Annotated in this window: 17 protein-coding genes; 6 read left to right on the top strand and 11 right to left on the bottom strand. The window is 66.8% G+C overall.

All coding sequences use genetic code 11. The annotated features are described in order from the left end of the window. Nucleotides 1-17: 17 nt before the first annotated feature. The gene (locus tag WC815_15765) at nt 18-929 is read right to left on the bottom strand and encodes a CbiX/SirB N-terminal domain-containing protein (GenBank protein ID MFA5910237.1); all 912 of its coding nucleotides are present in this window, start codon (nt 927-929) and stop codon (nt 18-20) included. A gap of 98 nt (nt 930-1,027) precedes the next feature. Here WC815_15765 and WC815_15770 point away from each other — a divergent pair, with 98 nt between their 5' ends. Continuing rightward, entirely contained in the window at nt 1,028-1,789 is a 762-nt protein-coding gene (locus WC815_15770; protein MFA5910238.1) for a 5-oxoprolinase subunit PxpA, read from the top strand. Between the two features lie 23 nt (nt 1,790-1,812). On the opposite strand, the gene WC815_15775 is transcribed toward WC815_15770, so the two are convergent. From WC815_15775 to WC815_15805, 7 genes are all read right to left on the bottom strand, one after another. Beyond that, complete coding sequence (locus WC815_15775; protein MFA5910239.1) at nt 1,813-3,045, bottom strand: ABC transporter permease; 1,233 nt, start codon at nt 3,043-3,045, stop codon at nt 1,813-1,815. Continuing rightward, a complete protein-coding gene (locus tag WC815_15780; protein ID MFA5910240.1) occupies nt 3,026-4,417 on the bottom strand; it encodes an efflux RND transporter periplasmic adaptor subunit in 1,392 nt (463 codons plus the stop codon). Before WC815_15780 ends, WC815_15775 begins: the two co-directional genes overlap by 20 nt. After that, nucleotides 4,414-5,886 carry a TolC family protein gene (locus tag WC815_15785; GenBank protein MFA5910241.1) on the bottom strand — a complete coding sequence of 491 codons (1,473 nt, stop codon included), beginning with the start codon at nt 5,884-5,886 and terminating at the stop codon, nt 4,414-4,416. The genes WC815_15780 and WC815_15785 overlap by 4 nt, the downstream gene beginning before the upstream one ends. 46 nt (nt 5,887-5,932) lie before the next feature. Next, on the bottom strand, nt 5,933-6,991 hold the full coding sequence (locus WC815_15790) for a hypothetical protein (protein MFA5910242.1): 1,059 nt from the start codon (nt 6,989-6,991) through the stop codon (nt 5,933-5,935). Further along, nucleotides 6,988-9,174 carry a caspase family protein gene (locus WC815_15795; protein MFA5910243.1) on the bottom strand — a complete coding sequence of 729 codons (2,187 nt, stop codon included), beginning with the start codon at nt 9,172-9,174 and terminating at the stop codon, nt 6,988-6,990. The genes WC815_15790 and WC815_15795 overlap by 4 nt, the downstream gene beginning before the upstream one ends. Then, nucleotides 9,171-10,964: a serine/threonine-protein kinase gene (locus tag WC815_15800; protein ID MFA5910244.1), complete on the bottom strand. Its 1,794-nt coding sequence runs from the start codon at nt 10,962-10,964 to the stop codon at nt 9,171-9,173. Before WC815_15800 ends, WC815_15795 begins: the two co-directional genes overlap by 4 nt. Nucleotides 10,965-11,449: 485 nt before the next feature. Then, nucleotides 11,450-12,586: a DGQHR domain-containing protein gene (locus tag WC815_15805; GenBank protein MFA5910245.1), complete on the bottom strand. Its 1,137-nt coding sequence runs from the start codon at nt 12,584-12,586 to the stop codon at nt 11,450-11,452. 320 nt (nt 12,587-12,906) lie between these two features. Here WC815_15805 and WC815_15810 point away from each other — a divergent pair, with 320 nt between their 5' ends. Next, complete coding sequence (locus WC815_15810; protein MFA5910246.1) at nt 12,907-15,585, top strand: M14 family zinc carboxypeptidase; 2,679 nt, start codon at nt 12,907-12,909, stop codon at nt 15,583-15,585. A gap of 52 nt (nt 15,586-15,637) precedes the next feature. Here WC815_15810 and WC815_15815 read toward each other — a convergent pair whose 3' ends face one another. Next, nucleotides 15,638-16,183 carry a DUF4112 domain-containing protein gene (locus WC815_15815; protein ID MFA5910247.1) on the bottom strand — a complete coding sequence of 182 codons (546 nt, stop codon included), beginning with the start codon at nt 16,181-16,183 and terminating at the stop codon, nt 15,638-15,640. Nucleotides 16,184-16,341: 158 nt separating this feature from the next. Here WC815_15815 and WC815_15820 point away from each other — a divergent pair, with 158 nt between their 5' ends. Continuing rightward, on the top strand, nt 16,342-18,576 hold the full coding sequence (locus WC815_15820; protein MFA5910248.1) for a DUF5916 domain-containing protein: 2,235 nt from the start codon (nt 16,342-16,344) through the stop codon (nt 18,574-18,576). A 24-nt stretch (nt 18,577-18,600) separates the two neighbouring features. Here the strand turns inward: WC815_15820 and WC815_15825 are convergent, their stop codons facing one another. Both WC815_15825 and WC815_15830 read right to left on the bottom strand, forming a co-directional pair. Beyond that, nucleotides 18,601-19,764 (bottom strand): heparan-alpha-glucosaminide N-acetyltransferase domain-containing protein, encoded by a 1,164-nt coding sequence (locus WC815_15825; GenBank protein MFA5910249.1) that lies wholly within the window; start codon nt 19,762-19,764, stop codon nt 18,601-18,603. Continuing rightward, nucleotides 19,707-20,111 (bottom strand): OsmC family protein, encoded by a 405-nt coding sequence (locus WC815_15830; protein MFA5910250.1) that lies wholly within the window; start codon nt 20,109-20,111, stop codon nt 19,707-19,709. Before WC815_15830 ends, WC815_15825 begins: the two co-directional genes overlap by 58 nt. Before the next feature lie 170 nt (nt 20,112-20,281). Here WC815_15830 and WC815_15835 point away from each other — a divergent pair, with 170 nt between their 5' ends. The 3 genes from WC815_15835 to WC815_15845 are packed head-to-tail and all read left to right on the top strand — an operon-like array spanning nt 20,282 to nt 24,548. Next, a complete protein-coding gene (locus WC815_15835) occupies nt 20,282-20,659 on the top strand; it encodes a BlaI/MecI/CopY family transcriptional regulator (GenBank protein MFA5910251.1) in 378 nt (125 codons plus the stop codon). After that, nucleotides 20,659-22,134 carry a HEAT repeat domain-containing protein gene (locus tag WC815_15840; protein ID MFA5910252.1) on the top strand — a complete coding sequence of 492 codons (1,476 nt, stop codon included), beginning with the start codon at nt 20,659-20,661 and terminating at the stop codon, nt 22,132-22,134. Before WC815_15835 ends, WC815_15840 begins: the two co-directional genes overlap by 1 nt. Further along, entirely contained in the window at nt 22,131-24,548 is a 2,418-nt protein-coding gene (locus tag WC815_15845) for an ABC transporter permease (protein MFA5910253.1), read from the top strand. The genes WC815_15840 and WC815_15845 overlap by 4 nt, the downstream gene beginning before the upstream one ends. Nucleotides 24,549-24,564: the final 16 nt, after the last annotated feature.

Genomic DNA, 24,564 nt, shown 5'->3' on the forward strand with positions numbered 1-24,564 from the left:
TCATACAGCGTCCGGGGTCAGCGAAGGCTCGCCAGCACCCACTGCGTGATGCGGTCGTCCGGCATCAGCGCCTGCGCGGTCATCGTATAGTCAAGGCCCTCCAGGCGCTGGCGCAGCCTTTGCTCGATGCCACCGAACGACAGCAGGTGCGGCACCACCAGGACGCGGCGTCCGAGGGCGCGTTGGGCCGCCACCTTTGACCGAAGCTCTTTCGTCGCCGCGTCCTTGATCGCCGGTCCGGCATCGTCACGCACGGTCATGTAGTCCACCGAGGCAAACGGCGCGGCGGTCCGCACCTGCCCGGCCAGGACGGCCATGTCCTCCAACCAGCGGCGGTTGTCTTCGTCCGGCACCGGGCCATGGGCGACAAGGATCACCGCCTCGCCGGCCGGCGACGTGCTGATCGACAGCGCGCGGTCCGTCACCACCTGGCCGATCAATGGATGACTATTCAGGGCCGCCGTCATCCGAACGGGCAGTTGAACCGACACCGGCGACTCGGGATCGGCGGCGGCATCGTGGCTGCCGCGGCCGTCTACCGAAGCCCCATGGGAGCCATGATCCATCTTCGCGAATAGCTTCAAGTCGGACGGCGCCACCGGGCGTAGCCCGAGCAGGAACTCGGTGCTGGTAATGACCGAGCTGTGTGACGAGACGAATAGCGGCACGGCAACCACCGTCGTCGCGCCGCGCCGCGCGAGTCGATCGAGTGCGCCTTGGATCGAGGCGCGCGAGGCCATGCCGAAGGCGACCTCGGTTGGATGCCGCTGATCGATGACCCGCGCGACGGCGGTCACCCGTTCATTCCATTGCGGCTGCCCGCCGTGGGCCAGCAGCAGAACGCCGAGGACCGGAGGAGACTGCCCGAAAGCAAGGGAGACGGAGCTCGAAAGAACCAGGACGGCGAGAACCCACGATCGAACGAACATAACAAACCAAGTACCCTTCTGGTGCTGATTTCAGAAGACACCATGTCTCAAGTTCCAACACAGCTTATTGCCGACTAAAATGGTCGGTCAAGGACAAAATGAGAATTGATCTCAACTCCGACCTTGGCGAGTCGTTCGGTCCCTGGCCCATGGGGCAGGACGCCGCGCTGATGGAGAGCATCTCTTCGGCCAACGTCGCCTGCGGCTTCCACGCCGGCGACCCGGGCGCGATGCGAACCACCGTGGCCCTGGCCAGGTCGAAGGGTGTCGCCATCGGCGCGCATCCCGGCTTCCCTGATCTCGTCGGCTTCGGCCGGCGCGAGATGAAGGCCAGTCCGCAAGAAGTCGAGGACTTCGTCCTCTACCAGGTGGCCGCTCTGGCCGGGATTGCGCGCGCGCAAGGCGTGCAACTGCAGCACGTCAAGGCCCACGGCGCCCTCTACAACATGGCGTGCCGCGATCGCGCGCTCGCCGACGCGATTGCGCGCGCCGTTGCCGCTTTCGACCACACGCTGATCCTGTTTGGGTTGCCGAACTCGGAGCTGCTCAAGGCCGGCGAACAGGCGGGACTGCGAGTGGCCGCGGAAGTGTTTGCGGACCGCGCCTACGAGCGTGATGGCTCGCTGGCGTCACGCCTCAAGCCGGGCAGCGTGATCCATGACGTGACGGCCGTGGTTGGCCGCGCCGTGACGATGGTCCGCGATCGGCAGGTCGTGGCGCTGGACGGGTCGGTGATTCCGCTCGAGGCCGACACCATCTGCCTGCACGGGGACACACCCGGCGCCGCGGACCTGGCGCGCGCCGTTCGCCAGGGGCTGGAGGCCGCCGGCATCACCATTCGCAACCTCGGATCTGCCTGAAGGACCGTTCCCCCGCGAGCTCGCTATTCGTAGCGCATCGCGTCCACGGGCTCGAGCGCGGCGGCCTTCATTGCGGGATAGATCCCAAAGACCAGGCCGACCAGGCACGACACCATGAATCCCAGCCCGATGGCGGCCGGCGACACATGCGTGCTCCAGCCGGCGTACATGGAGATCCCCATCGACACGACTGCCCCCACCGCGATTCCGACGATGCCGCCGCCGATCGTCATCAACAGCGTTTCCACCAGGAACTGCATGGTCACGTCTCGCCGGCGCGCCCCCGCCGTGCGCCGCACGCCGATCTCGCGGGTTCGCTCCACGACGGAGGTCAGCATGATGTTCATGATGCCGATGCCGCCGACCAGCAGCGCCAGGGCGGCCACGCTGCCGACGACGACGCTGAACGTCCGCTGCGTCCGATAGCGCTGCGCCAGCAGCTCACGAGGGACGACGATGTGGAACTCGTCGGCGGCGCGGGTCTGCAGCAGCAGCCGCCGGAACACCTCGCCAAGCGCCTCCGATCGCTCTCCGTCGGCGACCTGAACCCAGACTTCATCCACCGGTTGGTTTGGTGCGACGGCAAAGGTGTGGCCCGTGAGTGTCGGCAACGGCACGAAGGCGCCACGGTTGATGTTGTGCCACCCCATCGTGCCGCCCGCTTGCGGATCGGTCCCCTGCTCGCGCAGTACACCCACAACCCGATAGTGATCGGTGGCAATGGTGATGGTCTCGCCCAAGGGATCGCGGAAGCCGAACAGCTGGCGGGCCAGGCTCGCCCCGATCACCGCCACCCGCGAGACCGTGGCCTCGTCAGTTTCCGAGATGAAGCGGCCGCGCGCGACGCCCAGGCGGAGGATCTGCTGGAACGAGGGGGTGACACCGAGGATCTGCGACGTCTGCGATTGATCGGCCCGCCCGACCTTCAGATACCGGGACACCACGGGTGAGGCCACCCGCGCCGAGGGTACCAGCGTCACGGCTCGCGCGGCATCGGCAGCCGCCAGGCTCCGCCTCATGGTGCCGCGGGCGTTGAGGCCGCCGGTGCTTTGCGCGACGAGATTGTCGAGTCCGAGCGCATCCACTTGCGCGAGCGCCTCACGGGCCGCGCCCTCGCTGACCGACATCATCGCGATGACGGCGGCCACGCCGAGCACGACGCCAAGGACGCTCAGCGCCGTCCGCAGCCGGTACCGTCCCAGCGCTTCGGTCGCAATCCTCAGGTACTCGGTGAGCTCAGCGAGGTTGAAGGGCATTGCCGCGGGCTGGGGCCTGGGCCGGCGATCCGGATTCGGTGAGCGACACGCGATCGCCCTCCTTCACGCCGGAGATCACTTCGGCGATCTGATCGTCCGACTCGCCAATCTCGACCGGCCGCGCCTCGGACCCGGTGAGCGTGTTGAGGTAGACCACATGCCGGCCATCCTTGTTGAAGATCGCGGTCACCGGCACCAGCAGCACATCCTTTCGCGAACCGACAATCACATCCGCGCGAATGGTCATCTCGGGGCGCAGCTCGGCGTCGGTCGGATCGAGGGTGATGATGAGGTCGAAGCGCTTGTCGTCGAAGGGGCGGGCGGCGGAGGCGCTGGCCAGGGCGCCGACTCGCGTCACTCTTCCCATGAGCGTCAGATTCGGAAATGCCTCAACCCGCACCCGCGCCGGCTGTCCGGCGCGGACCCGGTGGACCTCGGCCTCGCCGATCGACGCCTCCACCAGCATGCGGTTCACTTCGGGAATGGTGACGATGCCCTGGGTCGCGAACACGCGGTCGCCGATGCGAAGCTTCCGCCGCGGGTTGGCATTCAGGAACTCCTCGTAGACGACCATGCCCGGGCCGCGAGCGTGAATCGTGCATCCGTCGATCAACCGCGACAGCGTGTTCGAGCGCAGCTCCGTCTCCTGGACGCGCGCCCGGGCGTGGCCCAGCTGCGATGCCTTCTGCGCCAGCTGCAGGGCCGCCCGCTTCTGCTCGCGCGGATGCGACAACTGCACGACGATGTCGGTTCGCTTGCGCGCCAGCGTCAGCTCGTCTTCGGCCTGCTCGAGCTCATCGCCGGTGCGCGCCAGCTCGTCGCGCGTGATGAACCCCTTGTCGAGCAACGGCCGCAGGTTGGCGTATTCCTCGCGAAGGCGCTCGGCCTTCTTCTGGGCGCGCAGAAGCGTCGTGCGAGCCTCTTCCACGGTCAGCGCGCCCTCGCCTTCAGTCACCGCCTTGACTTCGGCGCCGGCCTCGTCCCACTCGCCTTCCGCCACTTGCAGGTCCATCTGGGCCTGGCGCAGCTCCTGGCGAATGCGCGCGAGCTCCACCTCGAGGTCGGTCGTGTCGAGGCGGACCAGGAGGTCGCCTCGCTCGACCTTGCTGCCCTCCGGGGCCAGCTCGCGGATCTCGATGTCGCGTCCGGGAACGGGAGAACGGTAGGTGATCGACTGGATCGGCTTCAGCGTCCCGCTCGAGGTCAGGGTCGCCGTGAGCTCACCGCGCGTAACCGTGGCCATCAACGCTGCGTCGGCGGACGGTCCGCGCCACCACCAGGCCGTCACCACCAGCACGGCCGCCGCCAACGCGGCCAGGCCCAACCTGGGCACGGTACCCGCCGCACGGAAGAACGCGCCGGCTCTACTCACTTCGACAGATTAGACGTCATCGGCACCACGGCCGTCGAGTCGGCCACGTCGGTGCGGGGATTGAAGACGCCAAGGAGGGCACGCAGCCGCAGCCGCGCCACCGCGGAGTCGGCCAGGGCCTGGATGCGACGTCCTTCGGCGGCCAGCAGGCCGCTTTCGGCGGTGACCACGTCGAGGTTGTTGGACAGGCCCGTTTCGTACCGGAGTTGCGCCACTTCCACTTCACGCCGGCCAATCTCCACGCTCGTCTCCGCCGAGAGCACGCCGCGCAGCAGGCGGTCGCGCTCCCGGATGGCGTGCTTCACATCATCGCCAATCTGGCGTTCGAGCGTCGTGACCTCCCGGCGACGGCGGTCGCGGTCGAGGACCGCTGACTGGTAGTCAACCTGTTGCGCCGTCCGATCGACGGGCATGGCAATGGTGAAGAACGTTGCGAACTGATAACCCTCCAGCCCGAAGCTGCCGCGGAACGAGGGCGCCGTCTCGCGCCGGGTCAGGGCCAGGTTGACGTCAACCTGCGGCAGCAGCTGGTTACGGGTAAACCGTATCTGGTTCTCCGCATCGTCCCTGGCAGAGACCCGGCCCTGGAGGTCGAGGCGGTTGGCGAGTGCCAGCGTGGTCGCCTGTCCGACGTCGATGGGATCGGCGGAGGGCCGCGGAATGGTGGCCTGGACCTCGAAGCGATCGGGCGTGGTCCGGCCCATCAGGAAGGTCAGATGGTCGCGCGCTTCCTCGACGCCGGCCTGGGTATCGAAGAACTGGACCTCGGCCTGTGCGACCAGTTGCTGCGACCGCAACACGTCGAGCTGCGAGACGAGGCCCGCGTCCAGCTTGGCCTCGGACGCATCGCGGAGCCGGCGCGCGCGCTCCAGGCTCTGGCGAGCGACCTCGACGAACGCCTGTTGCGAGACGACGCGGTAGTAGGCCGCGGCCACGTCCACCGTAACCTGCTGCTCCGCCATCGACTGCTGGCGATCGGCGTCGGCGCGGCGCATCTCGGCGCTGGTCAGCGAGCGGCGGGCGACGCTTCGGCCAAAGCCGCGCAGCAGTGGCTGCGTCAGCGTGAGCGTGGTGTCAGCGTTGTAGAACAGCACGTCGCCCTCTGACGAGCCCGGTTGTCCCGGTATCTGTGCCGAGACGGTGCCCGCACCCAGCCGCAGTTCGGTGCCGGTCACGAGCTTCTGTGAGACGTCGACCCGGTAGGTCTGACTGCTCACGTCGGTGCGCCCGAACGAGCCGAAGATGTTGGGCGTCACCTTGGGCCGGAAGGTGTTGCGGGCCAGCCGCAATCCGAGATCGGCCTGGGCGATGGTGTCGGCCTGATTGACGAGCCGCTCGTTCCTGGCCAGTGCCTCGTCCACCGCCTGTGCCAGCGTGAGTACCGGCGGCGCCTGCGCGAGCGCGGGCGCGGCCGCGAGCCATCCGCCCAGAGCCCACGTGGCAACGGACAGGAATCGCCGTGGATGCATGGTCGCAGTCCTCTTGTTGTTCGTTATTCGTGCGTCGTGGTTCCCTTCACCGCAGGGTCACGGCGAAGGTACCGTTGGCGCTTTCGCGAACGACGTCGCCGCGGCCCACGGTCTCGCTCTTCTCTTCGAAGATCAACGTGCCGGTGATCACGCCGCCTGAGAGCGTCCCCTGGAACGACAGAATCGTCGTCGACGTCACCGTCTGGCTGGCATCGAAATCGGCGGGCCGGGTCTCGGTTCGCTGGTCGCGAAAGCCGAGCGCTGACGGCGAGCCGGTAATCGGGTGCTGCTGAGTGAACGTGTCGGTATGCGTCGGACCATTGCAGGTTTGCGAGACCACCGCGTCGGTGCCAGAAATCTCGGCGCGGCCGACGACGGTGGTGGACGACTGCGAGTCCAGGTCAATCTTCATGGTGGCGTTCAACGCCCGCGTCACCACGCAGCTGCTGATGCCGGCGATGGTGCTCACGATCTGCCCGGTGACAGGTCCGCTGAACGCCCCCTTCACGGGTTCGTCCTTGCCGGCGACCTGCGTGGCGACAAGGGCGCCGCCGCCCACCGCCGCGCCGACGACGCCAATCGTGGTGGCCGACAGTCCGCCGCCGCCGGCCGCACCACCGCCGGCTGCGCCGGAGGTTCCGCCCGTGGTTCCGCCACCCGCCGTGCCGGCGGAACTGCCGCCGCTCGCGGCGCCGGCCGCCTGGGCCGCTGCCTGCGCGGCGGTCAGCACGTTGGTCTGCGCGATGGTGGCGGTGGCGACCTGGCCCTGAAACGCCGCCTGCACCTGGATCTGGAACGCACCAGCCGCCGACGGCGTGAGGCCGGTCACCGCCGCTTGCCCGGCGGCGTTGGTCGCCACGGTCAAGGTCGAGGCGCCGCCAAACGTCGCCGCCTTGCCGCCTTCGATGGAAAACGTCACCAGCACGCCGGGCACCGGCAGGTTGTTGCGGTCCCGCACTTCGACCACGGGGCGCACGGCCGTCTTCTGCTGGATGATGTTGACCGCATCTTCCCCCTCGATTACCAGGATGCGAAGGCTGCCGCCCTGCGCGGCCAGGGTGGCGGTTAATGCTGCGGTAAGCAGCGCGGCAACGGACATTTTCATTGGCGGCACCCACTGCGCGGCAAGATGCCGTCGATCTGGCCGACGTAGTTGCGCGCGTTCTTCGATTCGTCGAGGTACGGATTGATGTCGAGCATCCTGGTGTAACTGTCCCTGGCGTCGGCGAGGTAGCTGCATGACTGCCGCGAGTTGAACAGGTCGCGGTTGACGTTGCCCAGGAGGAAGTAGGCGATCGGATCCTTGGGCGCATGGCTGAGCGCGCGCTTGCAGTAGTCACGCGCCTTCAGCGGGTTCCCGACCTTCTGCTCGGACAGGCACAAACCCAGGAAGCCGGCGCTGCGCAGGCTGTCGTAGGCGCCCTGGCGATCGGCGTGCGCGCGGTTGCCCACCCCCAGTCCGATGAAATGAAACGCCAGCTTGGCGCCGAGACCGGTCGAGAAATTCGTCAGGTCGAGGAACGTCCGGTAGTTCGTGCGGGCGTCCGCATAGAGACTGACCTGGACGGTGCGATCGGTGCTTTCCGCCGCCATGTGCCGCAACGCGTCGGCCTTCCACAAGTGCGCCTGCGCGTTGGACGGCTTGAGCTTGATGGCCTGGTCGGCGTGCTCGACGGCCCGGCCCCACGCCGCCTTGTCCCAATACGCGCGCGCCAGCATCGAATAGGCCTCGTCGTCCGTGGCATCGAGCCGCAGCACTTCGGTCAGCTCGCGAATGGCGGCGTCCGGGTCGCCTTGCTCGATGAGGACGGCCGCGCATTCGATCCGCGAGTCAACGTGGGTCGGGTCGATCTCGATGGCACGACGGAAGTAGGCGACGGCCTCTTCATGGTTCAGCAGCAACTGGTTCACCTGGCCGAGGTGATAGGCGGCCAGGCTGAACGCCGGATCGGTGGCGAGGGCTTTCTCGAACAGCGCCGCGGCCTTCTTGAGGTCGGCCTCGCTTTGCCGGCGCTCCACCGGCACCAGGTTCATCAGGCTCATCGACGAGCGGCGGGTGAAGAGCAGCTTCTCGCCCTGTTCGTTCAGGTCCAGCGCGGGCTTCTTGATCTGGCGCACGTACCGGATCCGCAGCGTCACGGTGACTTCCCGGCCCGGCGCAATCATCACTTGCTGCCGGTCCGGCTCGTAGCCCTCGCGCGCGCCGCGGAACTCGTGGAGGCCGCTCGGGAGGCTCGGCACGACGAGCGGCTTGGCCTTGGCGATGCGGCCCACCAGCGCGCCATCGATGTAGAGGTCGACATCGTCCATGTTGGTCTCGACCACGGCGGTGCCGAGCATGGACGGCGCCTTGGCGCCTTCGGCGGAACACCCCTGCCCGACCCCGAGCAACATGTCGGGTTCGTAGTCGCCGCGCGCCGTCGGCGTCTGCGACAGCTGGCGGTCCCGGGCGTAGCGGCGGACGTTCGAGCGCACGTATTCGATCAGCTCGTCGGCGGTGATGCGCCCGTCACACGGATCGCTGTCGGCGTAGCCACGAAACGCCTGCACGAGGAAGTAGGTGAAGAACCCGTAACCGGTGGACAGGTTCGGATCCTCGAAACTCTGCTCGCGCTCGGCCGTCGCGGTGAGCGTGAGAAAACTCGTCGGCAAGGCGCTGAACTGGCGCTCCAGCGCATCGTTCGTGGTCTCGGCGTTGATCTTGCCCGAATGGCACGCGTCGGTCAGCAGGACCTTCCAGTTCGCGTTGACCTGGTTGGCCAGCACGTCGCCGAGTTGCGCCATGGGATAGGCCGTGGCCTCGAGCCGGTTCGGATCCACGTCCCAGGGCGCGAGGTAGCCCTTGCCGTCCTGGACGAAGCCATGCCCCGCGAAATACACGACCACGCGATCCGCGGGCTGCGCCACCGACGGCAGCCACTCCTCGAGTTCGCGGCGGACGTTGGCCAAGGTCGCCGCCGAGCCCTTCAGGAAGTGCACGTTCTCCGGCGGAAACGCCCCACCCTCGTGGTTGATCAGGACGCGATACATCGATTCGGCGTCGCTCTCGGGGAACTGCAGTTGCCTGGAGGCGTCGAGATTCTGATAACGGGCGACGCCGACAATCACGGCGTAGCCCCGCGGCACGCCGTCGCGGACCGGCGTCGGCTTCGCCGGCGCGAGCACCAGGTCGCGCGGCGTTTGCCCGCCCTGAGCGGCGTCGAAGGGCGGCGCCTGGGGCGTGGCCGGCGCCTGGGACTGCCCGGCGACGGTCGCCGACATCAACAACACGAGAAGCAGCCTGATCATTGGTGCGTCAGCGTGATGGTGGCAGTGACGGCCTTGCCGACTTCCGCGCGATTGACCACGTAGGTCGCCTGTTGAATGCCCGGCTTGCCGGCGCTCGACTTGTCTTTCTCGAACACGAGGTCGCGCGACCGGATGCTCTGCTGCAGGTCTTGCACCACAGACGCGGTCAGGGTTTCCGCTTTCGTCACGGGGCGTCCGAACCCTGGGAGTTGGTTCAGCGGCTCGCGGCTCAAGAACACGAACAGGTGCTCCGTTCCCGTGTTCGCGTCGAACATGAACCAGCCATCCGGCGGCACGCTGTACTCTTCCGCCCGCTTGATCGCATTCCGGCCGCCGTTGATCTGCGGACTCGGAAACAGGACCGTCCAGTTGCCGCTGGATCCCTGCGATGCCACGTAGAGGTAGCCGTCGATGTTCGACTCGAATGCCAGCTTCAGCTTGTCGCCGGAGCGGAAGGTGGTCGCGGTATCGACATCCACTTCGGCGCCGTCGGGCGACTGTTGAATGAGCCGATACCGCAGTCCGGCTGACGGCGTGCCGGTCATGCTGGCGAAGAGTTGCCTGGCCGTGACCTCGCGGACCGGAACCGTGACCACCGCGTCGGCCGACTTCATCGCGGGTGAACCCATGCTCGGTGTGGCCGCGGGCGGGGGCGGCTCCGGAGCCGTGGCGGCAGGGACAATCGTGGCGACGGTTGCCGCGGGCGACGGGTCACCGGCAGGGGGAACCGAGGCGCTCTCGGTGCCCGAGGCCGGCATGCCGACCATCAAAGCGATGGCGATTGCGGCGGCGGCCGCACCGCCGGCCCACCATAGCCTTCGGGAGGGCCGCGCCTGCGCATCCACGAGGGTCCTGACGGGCTCGCCAGCCGGCACGACGATGGTCGAGGCGGCGCCGCGGGATTCGATGGCCGAAATTCGCGCCCGCGACTGGTCGAGGAAGTTGATCAACGCCGATCGCATCTCGTCCGCGGTCTGGAACCGCTCCGTCGGCGACTTGGCCATGGCGCGGGAGACGATGCCCTCGATTTCCGGCAGCATCCGGCTCATGTCGGTGTCCATGGGCGCGGGCACCTCCTGGATGACCTTCAAGATCACCGACGAGATGCTGTCATTGTCGGGCTCGAACGGGCGGCGGCCCGACAACATTTCGTAGGCCATCACGCCGGTCGAATAGATGTCGGTGCGGCGATCGATCTGCTCGCCCTTCAACTGCTCCGGCGAGGCGTAATGCGGCGTGCCGAGCACGTTGCCCGATGCCGTGAGGGTGTCGGCCTGGAGCATGCGGGCCAGGCCGAAATCGACGAGCTTGACCGAGCCATCCGCCTCCGCTCGCGGTGAATCAGACGAGCTACGGCGAGACTGCAGGTGGATGTTACTGGGCTTGATGTCGCGATGCACCACGTCGAGGCCGTGGGCATGATGCAGCGCCTCCAGAACCTGGATGAGAATGCGAATCTTGTCCTCGAACGACAGGTCCTTGCGCTCCAGCACCTGCGACAGGTTTTCGCCCTGCAGGTACTCCATCGCGATGTAGACCACGCCGTCGATCTGGCCGGCCTCGTAGACGGTGACGATGTTCGGGTGCGAGAGGCGGGCGCAGGCCTGGGCCTCGCGCATCAGACGTTCGAGGTACTCGGCCCGGTCAATGTCGGGCCTGACGGTCTTGACCGCCACGGTGCGCTGCAGGGTGGGGTCGAAGGCCTTGTAGACCTCGCCCATCCCGCCGCGACCGAGCAACGCCTCCACCTTGAAGCGCCCGATCGTTTCCGGCAACGGTGTTGATCGCATTCCCATAAGAGCCTCGAATAAGCCTTTCCGACTTAGACAGGACGAACTCGGTAACGCAACATCAGCAGCTCGTCGCCAACTTCGATGGCTCTGTAGTGCTCACGAACTGACAACAGATGACATATCAAGGTCAGTGCCGCGCGGTTTTCGGCCAGTTTCCAGAAGAACAGGAGCGGCGGCTGACCGCGGGCTTACGAAACCGTGATCGCAATCACGGCCTTCGTTGGATTGGGCTGGAAGTGTAGCGGAAAGTCCGCAGAAATGACTAAGGGCGGCGATCCCATTGCTGGAACCGCCGCCCAAAAGTTGCCGCCAACCTGGCTCCCCCCAGCTACTACAGCACTAATGCCGTAGTAAACAGACTGGCGACAGCCACCCTTAATCCAAAGTCTGTGCCGTGCGTTTTCAGGCCGTTTTCCTTGAAATCACGCGGCCAATGCTTGCACGACGCCCACAGGTTTGTGGGCGCGATCACAGATTCGCGATCAGCCCGCCGCACCCTCCGGGTACTGCAACGCCAGGCGCAATTCCTTGGTCAGGTTGTCCACCGTCGTCCCCTGGCGCTTCCAGGCGCCGTCGGTTTCGAAACGAAGCGCGCCGATGCGGCGGCCCCACGGGGAGATGACGCGGCCAATGGCGCGGAAGTCGGTCCGGTCGGCATGCTGCTGGTCGATCTTCTGTAGCACGTCAGGCGCCACGCGGATGAACGCGCGCAGGGCGGTGGCGGACTTGATGCTGTATTTCCGGCCGTTCCAGGCCGACTCGAAGATGCTGGCAATCTGCTTGAGATAGTTGACGAAGAACTTCTTCGATTCCTCGCGGAACTCCTGGCTCTTGCGGGCGCCGCCGAGGGCGGCCTCATCGGCGAAGAGCTTCTTGAGCTCCTGCGCGAGCGGCGCCTGGCCGACGCGGCCCTTGCCGACGCCGAGCAATTTGATGTCGCCGTGAAGGGGCGACTCTTCGCGATCGTTCAAGGCGCGCACGACGTCGTGCGCGGCGGCCAGCGATTCGTCGCGATACAGCTGCCGGCCCGACAGCGAGACGAGGTGCGAGGCATTGAGGCGGGTGTGCTTCGCGTTGATCGTCACGAACATCTGGACGATGTGATCTTCCGGCACGCGGTCGAAGATGATGGCCGGCACCGTGAAGGGCTCATCGCCGAACCGATCGATGTCGGCGTGCAAGGCGAGCAGCCGGTGCTGGCCGTCGATGGCGCGCAGGATGCCCTCGCGTTCAGGCACCTTCAGGCGGCCCAGGGAGGAGCCGCTCTCCGAGGGTTCGAAGCTCAGCTTCTCGTCGCACGAGATGATCACGGCGCCGGGAATGGACGGCAGATCGCGGGCCTGCCGGCACTGCTCGTAGTACTGGACCAGTTCGTCGATCTTCTTGCGGATAATCTGGCGCTGGTACGCCTTTTCATTCGAGGCAATGCGGCGCTCGAGCAGGTCCCAGTTGATCTTGGACTGCGCACCCTTTTTCTTGCCGCGAACGCCTGCCTGCCCCTGATCCTGATAGCTCAACACCTCGAAACGCACGAGCTTGTCGATGTCACTGGCTGTCAGGGACGCCTGATAGAATTGCACGCCGAACTGCTGCATCCGGATAGCGGCTACGCTGATCATAAGAGTCTGTCCAAAGAGGCAGATTCTATAATCGCGTCCGCGCCCGCTCAATGGCTTTTGCCCAATATTGTGGGCATTTCGGTCGGAATCGGTCAGATGTATTCCCGTAAGTACTTGAATATGAAGGGTTTATAAAAATGATCGCCCTAAGGCACCGAAATCGCGCTTTCGGCCTTCTTATCCTCTTCGCCTTGGCCGTTGGCGCCTCTCCTTCCGCCGAACCCTCTGAGGCCGCCCAGGGCAGGCGGGCACCGGCCGCCCAGGGCAGGCGGGCACCGGCCGCCCCGGTCACCTCAAACGATACCGATTTCGCCGAGTTTGTGAAAAAAGCGACAACCAAGCCGGAGTTTCTGTCGCCGCTGGTCGATCATCTGCCCAAGCGGGCGGGTGTGCCGACGCCGAAGGAGATCCTGGGATACCAGATCGGCACCGAGAAGAAGCTGACCTATGTGGCCGACCAGCAGCGCTACTTCCGCGCGATCGAAAAGGCCCTGCCCGGCCGGTTCAAGACCGAAGTGGTGGCCAAGACCGAAGAAGGCCGCGACATCATGGTGGTGTACGTCTCGTCGGAAGCCAACATCAAGAACCTCGAGACCAATCGCCTGAACACGCGCAAACTGGCCGACCCCCGTGGGTTAACGCCGGCCCAGGTGCAGCAGCTCATCGCCACCACCAAGCCGCACTACCACGTCAGTGCCGGGCTCCACAGCGCCGAGACCAATCCGCCTGAAGCCGTGATGGAACTGGCGTACCGGCTCGCGGTGAGCGAAGAGCCCTACATCCAGCAGATCCGCGACAACGTGATCGTCAGCATCACGGGCGCCACCGACGTGGATGGACGCGACCGCTACGTGGACTGGTACTACGCCTACAAGGTGGACGAACTGTACGACGGCGGCGAAAACTACGGCGGGTCGCCATACTGGGGCAAGTACGTCTTCCACGACAACAACCGCGACATCAACTACGGCGTGGACTCGCTGCGGGCGCATCTCAACTGGTATCTGAACTGGGTGCCGCCGATCTGGCACGACCTCCACGAAGCGCAGACGCTGATGTACACGTTCAGCGGACAGCCGCCGCAGAATGCCAACCTCGACCCGATTCTCTACACGGAACTCCCGTTCTTCGCCAACTACGAAGTCAACAAGATGACCGGCTACGGCATGCCCGGCGTGTGGCACTTCGGGTTCGTCGACATGTGGTCGCCGGGGTACCTCGGCTACGCCGCCGCCAACCACAACGGCATGCTGCGGATGTACGAGATCTTCAACCAGGGCGGCGCCAACACGAAGAAGGCGCGGCTGTCGGGCGCGCAGACGACACGGCAGTGGTTCCGGCCCATGCCGGCGCCGGCCGGCGAAGTGGACTGGTCGATCCGCAACTCCATCAACTACGCCCAGACCGGCGTGCTCACCGCGCTGGAGCTCACGTCCAAGTTCCCGACCATGGTCGTGGAGAACTACTACAAGAAGTCGGCGAACGCGATGGCGAAGGGCGCCGACAAGCCGCCCCATGCGTTCGTCATTCCCGCGGGCCAGCGTGACCAGACGCAAGTGGACCGCGTCGCAAACCTCATCCGCCGGCAGGCCATCGAAGTCCATCGCGCCACCGCGGAGATCAAGGTCAAGGAAGGCACCTTCCCTGCCGGCTCTTACCTCGTGAAGCTGAACCAGCCGTACGGCCCGCTGGCCAAGACGCTGCTCGAGAAGCAGAACTATCCCGATCCCTCGCTGACCACCTACGACGACAGCGCGTGGACGATGGGGATGGCCAACAACATCGAGGTGAAGACCATCGAGGACAAGTCGATCCTCGACGCGCCGGCCACGTTGCTGACGGCTGATGTCACGACCCTCGGCGTACTGGCTGATCACAACGGCGCCATCGGCTCCAACGACCCGGTGTACATCGTCCGGCACAACGGCTCGTTGAACCTGATCACGCTGCGCTACCGGCTGAAAGACACGGCGATCAAGGCGGCGAAGGCCGCGTTCAAGGTCGGCGGCGACGAATTTCCGGCGGGATCGTTCCTGATACCCGGCTCCGACCGCGCGCGCAAGGAGATCGAGGCGCTCGGCCTGTCGGCCGTGGCGCTGCAGTCGGGTCCGACCGACGTGCAGACGGTGGACGTCGATCTCCCGCGCATCGCGATGTACACGACATGGGCAAACACCGAGAAGGTGGGCTGGGTGCGCCTCGCTTTCGATCGGTGGGAGATCCCGTTCGACCTCATTCACAAGGACCACGTGCAGGCCGGCGCGAACCTGCGCGCGAAGTATGACGTAATCGTGATGCCGCACCAGACCAGCGGCGGCAAGTCGATCGTCTACGAGCAGCCGAAACTGTCGAAGCCGCTGCCCTACAGGAAGAACGACCAGTTCAAGACGATGGGCTTCTACGCCGAGACCGACGACGTGCGCGGCGGCATGGGCCTGGCGGGCGCGGCCGAGCTCCAGAAGTTCGTGGACGAGGGCGGCGTGCTGATGACGCTAGGCGTGGCAAGCTACTTCCCCGCCGAATTCGGCCTGGCCAAGGGCGTGGACGCGCAGAGCCCGGCGCCCGGTTTCTACGCGCCCGGCCCGTACGTGAACAGCGAGATCCTGATGCCGAATCATCCGGTGATGTTCGGCTATCCGCAGAAGACGCTGGCCGTGCGCTATGCAGGTGGTCCGCTGCTGCAGGCGGGACCCCCGGCAGGGTTCGAGCAGTTTGCCGGCTCCTCGCCCGAGCGGCCGCAGGTGCTCGCGCGCTTCATCGGCGGCGAGGCCGGCGTGCTCAGCGGGCTGATGCGCAACCCGGATCAGACGCGGAACCGGCCCATGGTCGTGGACGCGCCGTCCGGCAAGGGCCGCGTGATCCTGTACGCGAACAACCCGATCTACCGCTGGCAGACGTTCGGCGAACACGGGATGGTGTTCAACGGGTTGCTGTTCTGGAATGACATGCCGGCAAACGGTGCCGGAGCGAAGCCGGCGGTGACGGCCGCACCGCAATAGTCCGCTGACGCAGGAGCGCCGCGATACCGGCGCGATTCTGCGATCACCTGGGCTAGCCGTGACTGGAGAGGAATTCGCGCATCAGCGCGGCGTTGCGATCGTTGGACTTGAACCAGATGTCCGCCAGGACACCCGCGAATGGAATCGAGCCGAGCACGAGATCGACGACCACGTTAGCCAGCATCTTCGACACCAGCGCGGCGGGCGGACCGTAGCGAAGGCTGCGAGCGATGAGGGTCAACGAGACGGCGGTGCCCGCCAGGTCGCCGACCACCGGCACCAGCCCGATGACGGCATCGAGCCCGATCGGACCAAGGATGGGCAGCCTGATGGCGCTGTCCATGAGACGCGCGACTCGATCGATGTGCGCGCCGAAGAAGCGGTTGACCTCGTCTGCCGGAATGCCGGTCGCGTTCGCATAGTTGGCCAGGTGCGTGAACGCGCGCGTCGCGGCCGCGCCGACCCGGCGATCCACCTCGACCGCCATGCGCTCCGCCACCCGTATGAACAGCCAGCGCGCGACGATGTAGACGATGACGCCGGCGGCAAGCACGAAAACGAACGCCGCCAGCAGCCACCACAGGAACAACTCGAGCATCGCGCTCGATTATCCGTCAGCAGCACCTTCACCAAATACCCCTGGCCCGGTGCCCGGCCCGTTTACAACCGGTTACACTCGGCGGCGCTGATCCGGGACACGATACACGGTTCACGTTGGTCCGTTATTCGCCCGCAAGACTACTGCCCATGACTTCGATGACGCTATTGGTTCGGCCGCTCGCCCTGGTGCTGTTGCTCGCATCGGCCCTGGACGCCGCCGCGCAGACGTCGCAGAACGGCGGGATCGACTACGACACGGCCCGGCGCGATCGGCGCATGCAGGCGGCCCAGGCCCAGGGACCGATCGTGCTCGACGGCAAGCTGGACGAGGCGTCGTGGGCCGGCGCGCCGCTCGCCACGGGGTTCGTGCAGAACGATCCGCGCGAGGGCGAAGCGGCGACCTTCGACACCGAAGTGAAGCTGCTCTACGACGACCGCGCGCTCTACATCGGCGTGTTCGCCAAGGACCCCGAGCCCGGCCAGATCATCGTCAACGAACTGCGCAAGGACTTCAACACCGGGTCGGCCGACGGCTTCCAGGTGGTGATCGATACCTTCCACGACGAGCGCAACGGCTACCAGTTCGCCATCAACCCGATGGGGGCGAAGTGGGACTCGCAGATGTCGAACGAGGGCCGCGACAACAACGCCAACTGGGACGGCATCTGGGACGTCGGCACCCGCATCGGCGAAGACGGCTGGTACGCGGAGATCGCGATCCCGTTCAAGACGCTGAAGTTCGGTCCCGAGGCGATGCAGACCTGGGGCATCAACTTCCAGCGCCGCCTCCGCCGCCTGAACGAGAACAGCTACTGGTCGCCGCTGCGCCGCATCCATCAGCTGTCGCGGGTGTCGATGGCCGGCACAGTCGAAGGCCTCCAGGGCCTGCGGCCGGGCGCCAACATCCGCGTCAAGCCGTACGCCCTGGCCAACCTGAACAAGCTGGCGGGCGTCGCCGTGGACAAGGACTACGACGCCGGCCTCGACGTGAAGTACGGCGTCACCTCTGGCCTGACCTGGGACTTCACCGTCAACACCGACTTCTCGCAGGTGGAAGCCGACGAGCAGCAGGTCAACCTGACGCGCTTCAGCCTGTTCTTCCCGGAGAAGCGCGACTTCTTCCTGGAGAACTCGGGCGTGTTCCAGTTCGGCGCCGGCAACACCGGCGGCGGTGGTGGCGCCAACGGCGGGCGCCAGAACGCGTCGCAGGACATGATCTTCTTCTTCAGCCGGCAGATTGGCCTGTCGCCGACCGGCGATTCGATCCCGTTGCTGGCCGGCTCGCGCATCACCGGGCGGGCTGGCGGCTGGTCGGTCGGCGCGCTCAACATCCAGCAGCGCGAGAAGGACCTCAGCCCGTCCACCAACTTCACGGCGCTGCGGCTGCGGCGTGACATCCTCGCCAACTCCGACATCGGCGTGATGATGCTGAACAAGGATCCGCAGGGCTCGGATCACAACCGCGGGTTCGGCGCCGACGCCAACTTCCGCTTCTTCCGCGACTTCACGCTGAACTTCGCCGCGGCCAAGAGCGCGACGCCGGCCGAGCGCATTCCCGGCTCGGGCGACGACTTCTACTCGAAGAGCAGCTTCGGCTACCGCGGCAACGTCTGGGAAACGCGCGGCATGTTCCAGACCATTGGCGCGCGGTTCAACGACGAGATGGGCTTCGTGCCGCGGGTCGGCGTCGACAACGCCGAGGGCTACCTCGGCGCGCACCTGCGCCCGAAGCGCTTCCGGCGCTGGCTGCGCGAGACCTTCCCGCATTTCCAGATCGAGAACTTCACCAGGCGCAACGGCGGCGGGCTCGAATCGCGCTACATGGACTGGCACTGGCCAATCACGCTGCAGAACAGCACGTTCATCGAGGTGGGCATCAACCCGAACGTCGAGGTGATCGACGACCGGTTCACCATCAACAGCCGGCGGCGCATTTTCGTCGAGCCGGGCCGCTATGAGTTCAAGGAGAACTTCATTCTCGCCAACACCAACAGCGCGGCGCCGTTCTCGATGAACCTGCGCTACGGCAACGGCGAGTTCTACGACGGCTACCGCCGCAACTACACGCTGGGCGGGACGTTCCGGATGAACCAGCACCTGAACCTGTCGCTGAGCGATCAGATCAATGACATCGACCTGACCTCCGGCTCGTTCGTCACGCACCTGGTGACCGGCCGCGTCAACTACTACTTCAGCACCAAGGTATTCGTGAACGCGCTGGTGCAGTACAACACCGACACCAACCAGTGGAGCTCGAACGTGCGGCTCGACATCATCCACCGCCCGCTGAGCGACATCTACCTGGTCTACAACGAACGGCACGACTCGCGGAGCGGCGCGATGATCAGCCGGGCGGTGATTGCGAAGATGACTTACCTGCTCGCATTCTGACGGGAGGGAACTACCGGTCGGGAACTACTTGAGGACCGGCGCGAAGATACGGAAGGGGCCCGTGAGTTTCACGCCGGCCATGAGCCTATCCTTCCCCCGCACGATGCCGTAGAGAATCAGGCACAGCACGATCGTGGCCGTGAGCGAGGCGTCCAGCGGCAGCGCCCGCCGGAACGGCCGGCCCAGCACGCCGTAGACCATCTCGACGTGAATCCAGTAGACGAAGAGCGAAGAGCGCCCGAGCGTCGCCGTGACGCGGCCGGGCGTGTCGATTGAGAAGATGTGCGGGAACCGCGTGCGCATGAACACGTGGAAGCGATCGATTCCGCGGGCCATGGGCACCATCGCCGTGCAGATACCCAGCCTGATGAAGAAGAAGGTCGGCGAGCTCGTCCAGAAGTTCGCCACCGGATAGATCGATGGCTGGAAGGACGCCGCGTAGCCCAGGCCGATGCCGGCGGCGCCCGCGGCCAGCAGCACGAGCTGCAACCGGATCTCCTGTTGGCGCGTCCGCGCCGCGTGGATGGCCTCACCCACGATCGCCCCCGCCAGCAGGAAGCCGGCCCACGGGAACAGCGCAAAGTTCGTGCGGCCCGGCAGCGGGCGGATGTAGGCCTCAATCGGATCGGGCAAGACCGCCAGCATGCCTGCTTCGCGAACGAGCGGCGTCGCCATCGTCACCGCCGTCGTCGCCAGGGCAAACAGCACCATGCGGGCGGCGCGCGATTCGGACGCCCGCCAGATCAGCGCCGCGGCGATCATCGCCAGGCCCATCACGTTGAGGATGTCCACCTTGAGGAAATTGCTGAGGGCGCCCCACCCCAGCAGCTGCGACTGCAGTCGGAAGAGGAAGGCGAGGGCAAAGACCTGGGCGCCGCGCTTGAGCGCCAGGTGCGCGGCGCCGGCGTGCGCGAGGGACGCGGCCCGCACCGAGGCCGCCATCGACAACGACAGCCCGGCGAGAAACAGGAACAGCGGCGCCGCGAGACCAGCCACGAACACCGTCTGCATGTAGAGCCCGCCCTGCCGGTCGGCCTCGCGCGTCCACGCGTCGTTGACATGGGCCAGCACCATGATGATGACGGCGACGCCGCGCGCCCAGTCGAGATAGACCTTGCGGTCGGCCGTGCTCAGGGCAGGACCTCGAACGAGGTGTCGAACTGGATGTCTTCGCGCAGCGAGTGCCACACGGAACAGTACTTGTCGTGCGACAACTGGATGGCGCGCTCCACCGCCTGCGCCGGCACGGCGCCGGTGATCTTGAAATGCAGGTCGAAGCCGGTGAAGCGGCGCGGCGGCTCCTCGCGGCGGTGCCCTGTGATCGTCGCTTCAAGAGCCGAGAAGGGATGGCGGCCCTTGGTGACGATGTCGGCGACGTCGATGGCCATGCAGCCGGCCAGGGCCATGGCCAGCGCCTGGACAGGCGACGGCCCCGCGGTGCTGTCGCTATCGAGCGTGATTTCAGTGGTGCCGGCGCGCGCGCTGAATCGCAGGTCTCCTTGCCACACGAGGGTCGCGTCGATCGGGGGTTTCACGCCAGCAGTATAGGGATGATTGGGGTCAGGCCACGAAAATCGCCCTTGTGACCCGTGAGGAAGGGCGATTTTCGTGGCCTGACCCCAATCATCCCTTGCGTCTGGAGTTCCGAAGGGTTGCACTGGATACGCCGGTGTGCTAAATATTCAGCACTTGCGGTATTTTTAGCATGACCACCAACGACCCGCTTTCCCGGCGCGAACGGCAGATCCTCGACATCCTCTACGCCAAGGGCACGGCGACCGTGGCCGACGTGCAGGACGCCCTGCCCGATCCGCCCAGCTACTCCGCCGTGCGCGCGCTCCTGCGGATCCTCGAAGAAAAGGGCCACGCCCGCCACCAGTCGCAGGGCACGCGCTACCTCTACCTGCCGATGGTGCCCCGCGAGCGGGCGCGCAACTCCGCTCTCACCCGGATCGTCAAGACGTTTTTCGATGGTTCGGCCGCGCAGGCCGCAGCCGCGCTGGTCGATTCCGGATCGCTGTCTGACGAAGACCTGACCAACCTGTCGGCGCTCATCGAACGCGCGCGGAAGGAAGGACGCTGATGGACCTCGAGCTGATCCTGCGGACGTCGATGCTGCTGGCGGCCGCTGCCGTCCTGGCGCGATTGCTCCACCGCGCCGCGCCTTCCACGCGCCATCTGGTCTGGCACCTCGCCATCGTCTTCGTGGTGCTCGCCCCGTTGCTCGCCCCGTTCGCGCCCCCAATAAGGGTGCCCAAGATCAAGGTGCTCATGGTGCGTGCGGTGCCGGAGGTGCCAAGTGCTGTGGTGCCGGTGCCTGGTGTGCCAAGTGCATTGGCGCCGGTGCCCGGCACGCCTGGCACCCTTGGTACTGTTGGCACCGATGCACTGGGCACCTTCGGAACCGTACGCACGCTCGGCACTTGGGTCGTGGGCTCGTGGTTCCTAGTGTGCTGGGTCTCGAGCGGTCTCTCGGTGAGGCGTGGTTCGAAGCCGGCGCCTGGTGAATGGATCGCCGAAGCACGGAGCGCGGCGGCACGCCTCGGCTTCACCGGCTCGCTCGATGTCCGCCAGACGCTCCAGGACGGCAGCCCACACGTCGCCGGGCTGTTCCAGTCGGTCGTGATGATGCCGCCGTCTGCGGCGCAGTGGTCCGCTGAAGAGCGCCAGGCCGCTTTCGTGCACGAACTCACGCACATCCGGCGGCGCGATCGCCGGACGCAGGCCATCGCACAACTCGCGTGCGCGATCTACTGGTTCAACCCGCTGGTGTGGCACGCCGCCGCCGGCCTCGCGCGCGAGCGGGAACGGGCCTGTGACGACGAAGTCCTGCGCCTCGGCGTGAAGCCGTCGGCGTATGCGACGTTGCTCCTTGACCTGGCGCGCCGGCCGGCGGCGTGGACACCGGCGACCGCACTCAGCATGGCGCGACCGGCGGCCGTCGAGGGCCGGCTCCTGATGATCCTCGCGGCTGTGGTCCACACGCCGCGGCGCTCAACCAAGTGGCTCGTCGGCGCGACGGTGGCGGGGTTGACCACTGCCATCCTCGGCGCCCAGCCCTCGGCGCCGGTCGATCAGAGCTCGCCGGCGCCCCGACCGTCCGCGGTCGCGACCGCCGAGCCCGCCGCGATCGTACGGCCGCAGGAGGTGCTGCAACTTGATGACGTCCACGCCGCGCCGGGCCTCACCGACACGCTGGTCCGCGCCCTCGGGGATGCCAGCGGACAGGTCCGTGAGCAGGCCGCCCTTGGCCTGGCGCTCACGCCCGGCAATGACGTCATCGACCCGCTGCTGACGGCGCTGAAGGACCGCGATTCGCAGGTGCGCGAAAAGGCCGCCATCGGCCTGGCGTTCCGTCGCGACCCCCGCATCATCGAGCCCCTGCTTGGCGCCCTGACCGACGACGACGGTCAGGTGCGGGAGAAGGCGGCGATCGCGCTCGGCGCCAGCGGCGACCCGCGCGCGTACGAGGCACTGAAACGGGCGACCGCCGATCCGGATCCCCAGGTTCGTGAGAAGGCCGTGGCCGGACTGGTGTTGCTGGGACTCCGCCAGTGACCAGCATCCTGTCGGATCTGCGGCATGGGCTGCGCGTGCTGGTGCGCACGCCGCTCTTCACGTTGTGCACGATTGCGGCGCTAGCCATCGGGATTGGAGCGACCACGGCCCTGTTCAGCGTGGTGAACGCGCTGCTCATCAAGCCGCTGCCCTATGCCGACGCCGACCGGCTCGTCGTGGTGTGGGAGCACAACCTGCCTCGCAACCGCGCGCGCAATGTCGTGAGTCCCGCCAACTACCTCGAGTGGAAGTCCCGCAACCGCTCGTTTGAACGCCTGGCGGCGTTCACGCAGAACCGCGTCACCCTGACCGGCAACGGCGATCCCCAGGAACTGGCCACCATCGTCGTCACCAGCGACCTGATCGATGTGCTGGGCGTGGCGCCGATGCTCGGGCGCGGTTTTGTCGAAGGCGAGGACCAGGAAGGCGCGGCGCGCACGATGATCGTGTCGCACGCGACGTGGCTGCGGCAGTTTGGCGGCGACCCCGGCGTGGTGGGCCGGGCCGTCACCATCAACGGCGAGCCGATGACCGTGGTCGGCGTGATGCCGCGCAGCTTCGAGGTTTTCGGGTTGCCGGCGGATGTGTATACGCCATTCCGCCTGGGCCCATCGGCACGGCGATTCTCCGGACGCAGCATCGTCGTGCTGGGCCGCCTCAAGCCCGGCGTGACGCGCGACCAGGCGCAGGCAGAGATGGAAAGCGTCATGGCCGACCTGCGCCGCGAGCAGCCCGACTTCAACACCGGGTGGACGGCCAACGTCGTGCCCCTTCGCGAACAGCTGGTCGGTGACGTGCGCCTCGCCGTGCTCGTGCTGTTCGGCGCCGTCGGCGCCGTGCTGTTGATCGCGTGCGGCAACATCGGCAGCCTGATGCTGACCCGCGCGTCGGGGCGAAGGCGCGAGCTGGCCATCCGCTCCGCCGTGGGCGCGGGCACCGGCCGCCTGCTGACGCAATTGGCGTGCGAGTCGCTGATGCTGTCGCTCGCGGGCGGTGCGCTGGGCGTGCTACTCGCCGGCTGGATTCTCAGCGGCCTATCGTCCTGGGTGGCGACGCGGCTACCGATTCCCCTGCTCTCGCAGGTGTCGATGGATCCGAGCGTGCTCGCGTCCGCAGCCGTGGTCACCTTCTTTACCACGGTGGTCTGCGGCCTGGCGCCGGCGCTCGGCGCCACCGGCGGCTCGCTGGTGACGGCACTTCGTGACGGCGCGCCGAGCCTGTCGGGGACCGCGCGCGGACGCGTGGTGCGCCAGGGCTTTGTCATCGGCGAAATTGCGCTGGCGCTCACCGTGCTCTGCGGCGCCGGCCTGCTGGGCCGAAGCCTGCTCGAACTGCAGAACGTGAATCCCGGCTTCTCGACGGGTTCGGCGCTGTCGCTGCGCGTGACGCTGCCCCAACGGTCATATGCCAATTCCGATGCGCAGCACGCCTTTCACATGCGCGTCATGGAGGGGCTGCGAGGTTTGCCTGGAGCCACCGCGGCCGGCGGCACGTCCTTCCTGCCGCTCGCCGGGGTCGGTCCGGCGACGTCGTTCTGGCGCGCCGACGCGCCCCAGCCGCCACCCGCCGAGCGCCCGGTCGTTGACGCGCGGCCGGTCACCACCGGCTACTTCGAGGCGATGAACATCCGGTTGCTGGCCGGACGGGACGTGGCGGAGGCTGACACCGAGGACCATGATCCGGTCGCAGTGATCAACGAGACGTTCGCGCGGCAAATCTATCCGGGCGACAACCCCATTGGCCGGCGCTTCATCCTGAACCTCGGCAACGCCAGGCCTCACGAGATCATCGGCGTGGTCGGCGACGTGAAACTCGCATCGCTCGAGGGCGAGATCCGGCCGACGGCCTACCTGTCGTCGCGCCAGTACGCATTCGGGATGATGACCTACGTGGTACGAACCACGTCCGACCCCGGGCGGCTGGCGCCCGCGGCGGTGCGCGTAGTCCGCGAGATCGATCCGTTGCTGCCGGTATCGGCGGTGCGGCCACTCGATGCGGTGTTCGCGGAATCGATCGCGCGGCCGCGGCTCATCGCGGCGGCGATGAGCGTGTTCGCCGCGGCCGCACTGTTGCTGGCCGCCCTCGGTGTCTACGGCATCGTGGCCTACTCGGTGTCGCAGCGGACACGGGAGTTCGGCATCCGGGTGGCTCTCGGCGCGCGGCCGGCGCAGATCGTCGGCATGGTCGTCGGCCAGAACCTTCGGGTCGTGGCACTGGGCATCGCCGTGGGGCTGCTGTGCGCCGTTCCCGCCACGCGCGTCCTGCGAGGGTTGCTGTTCCAGGTGGGGCCCAACGACCCGGCTACGTTCATCGCGATCGGCGTGACGTTGACGCTGGTGGCGGTGGTGGCGGCGTACTTGCCGGCGCACCGCGGCACGCGCATCGATCCGGTCGTGACGTTGAAGGTGGAGTGAAGGCCGGCCGGGCGCG

It is taken from the genome of Vicinamibacterales bacterium (genome assembly GCA_041659285.1).
GTDB lineage: Bacteria > Acidobacteriota > Vicinamibacteria > Vicinamibacterales > UBA2999 > 12-FULL-67-14b.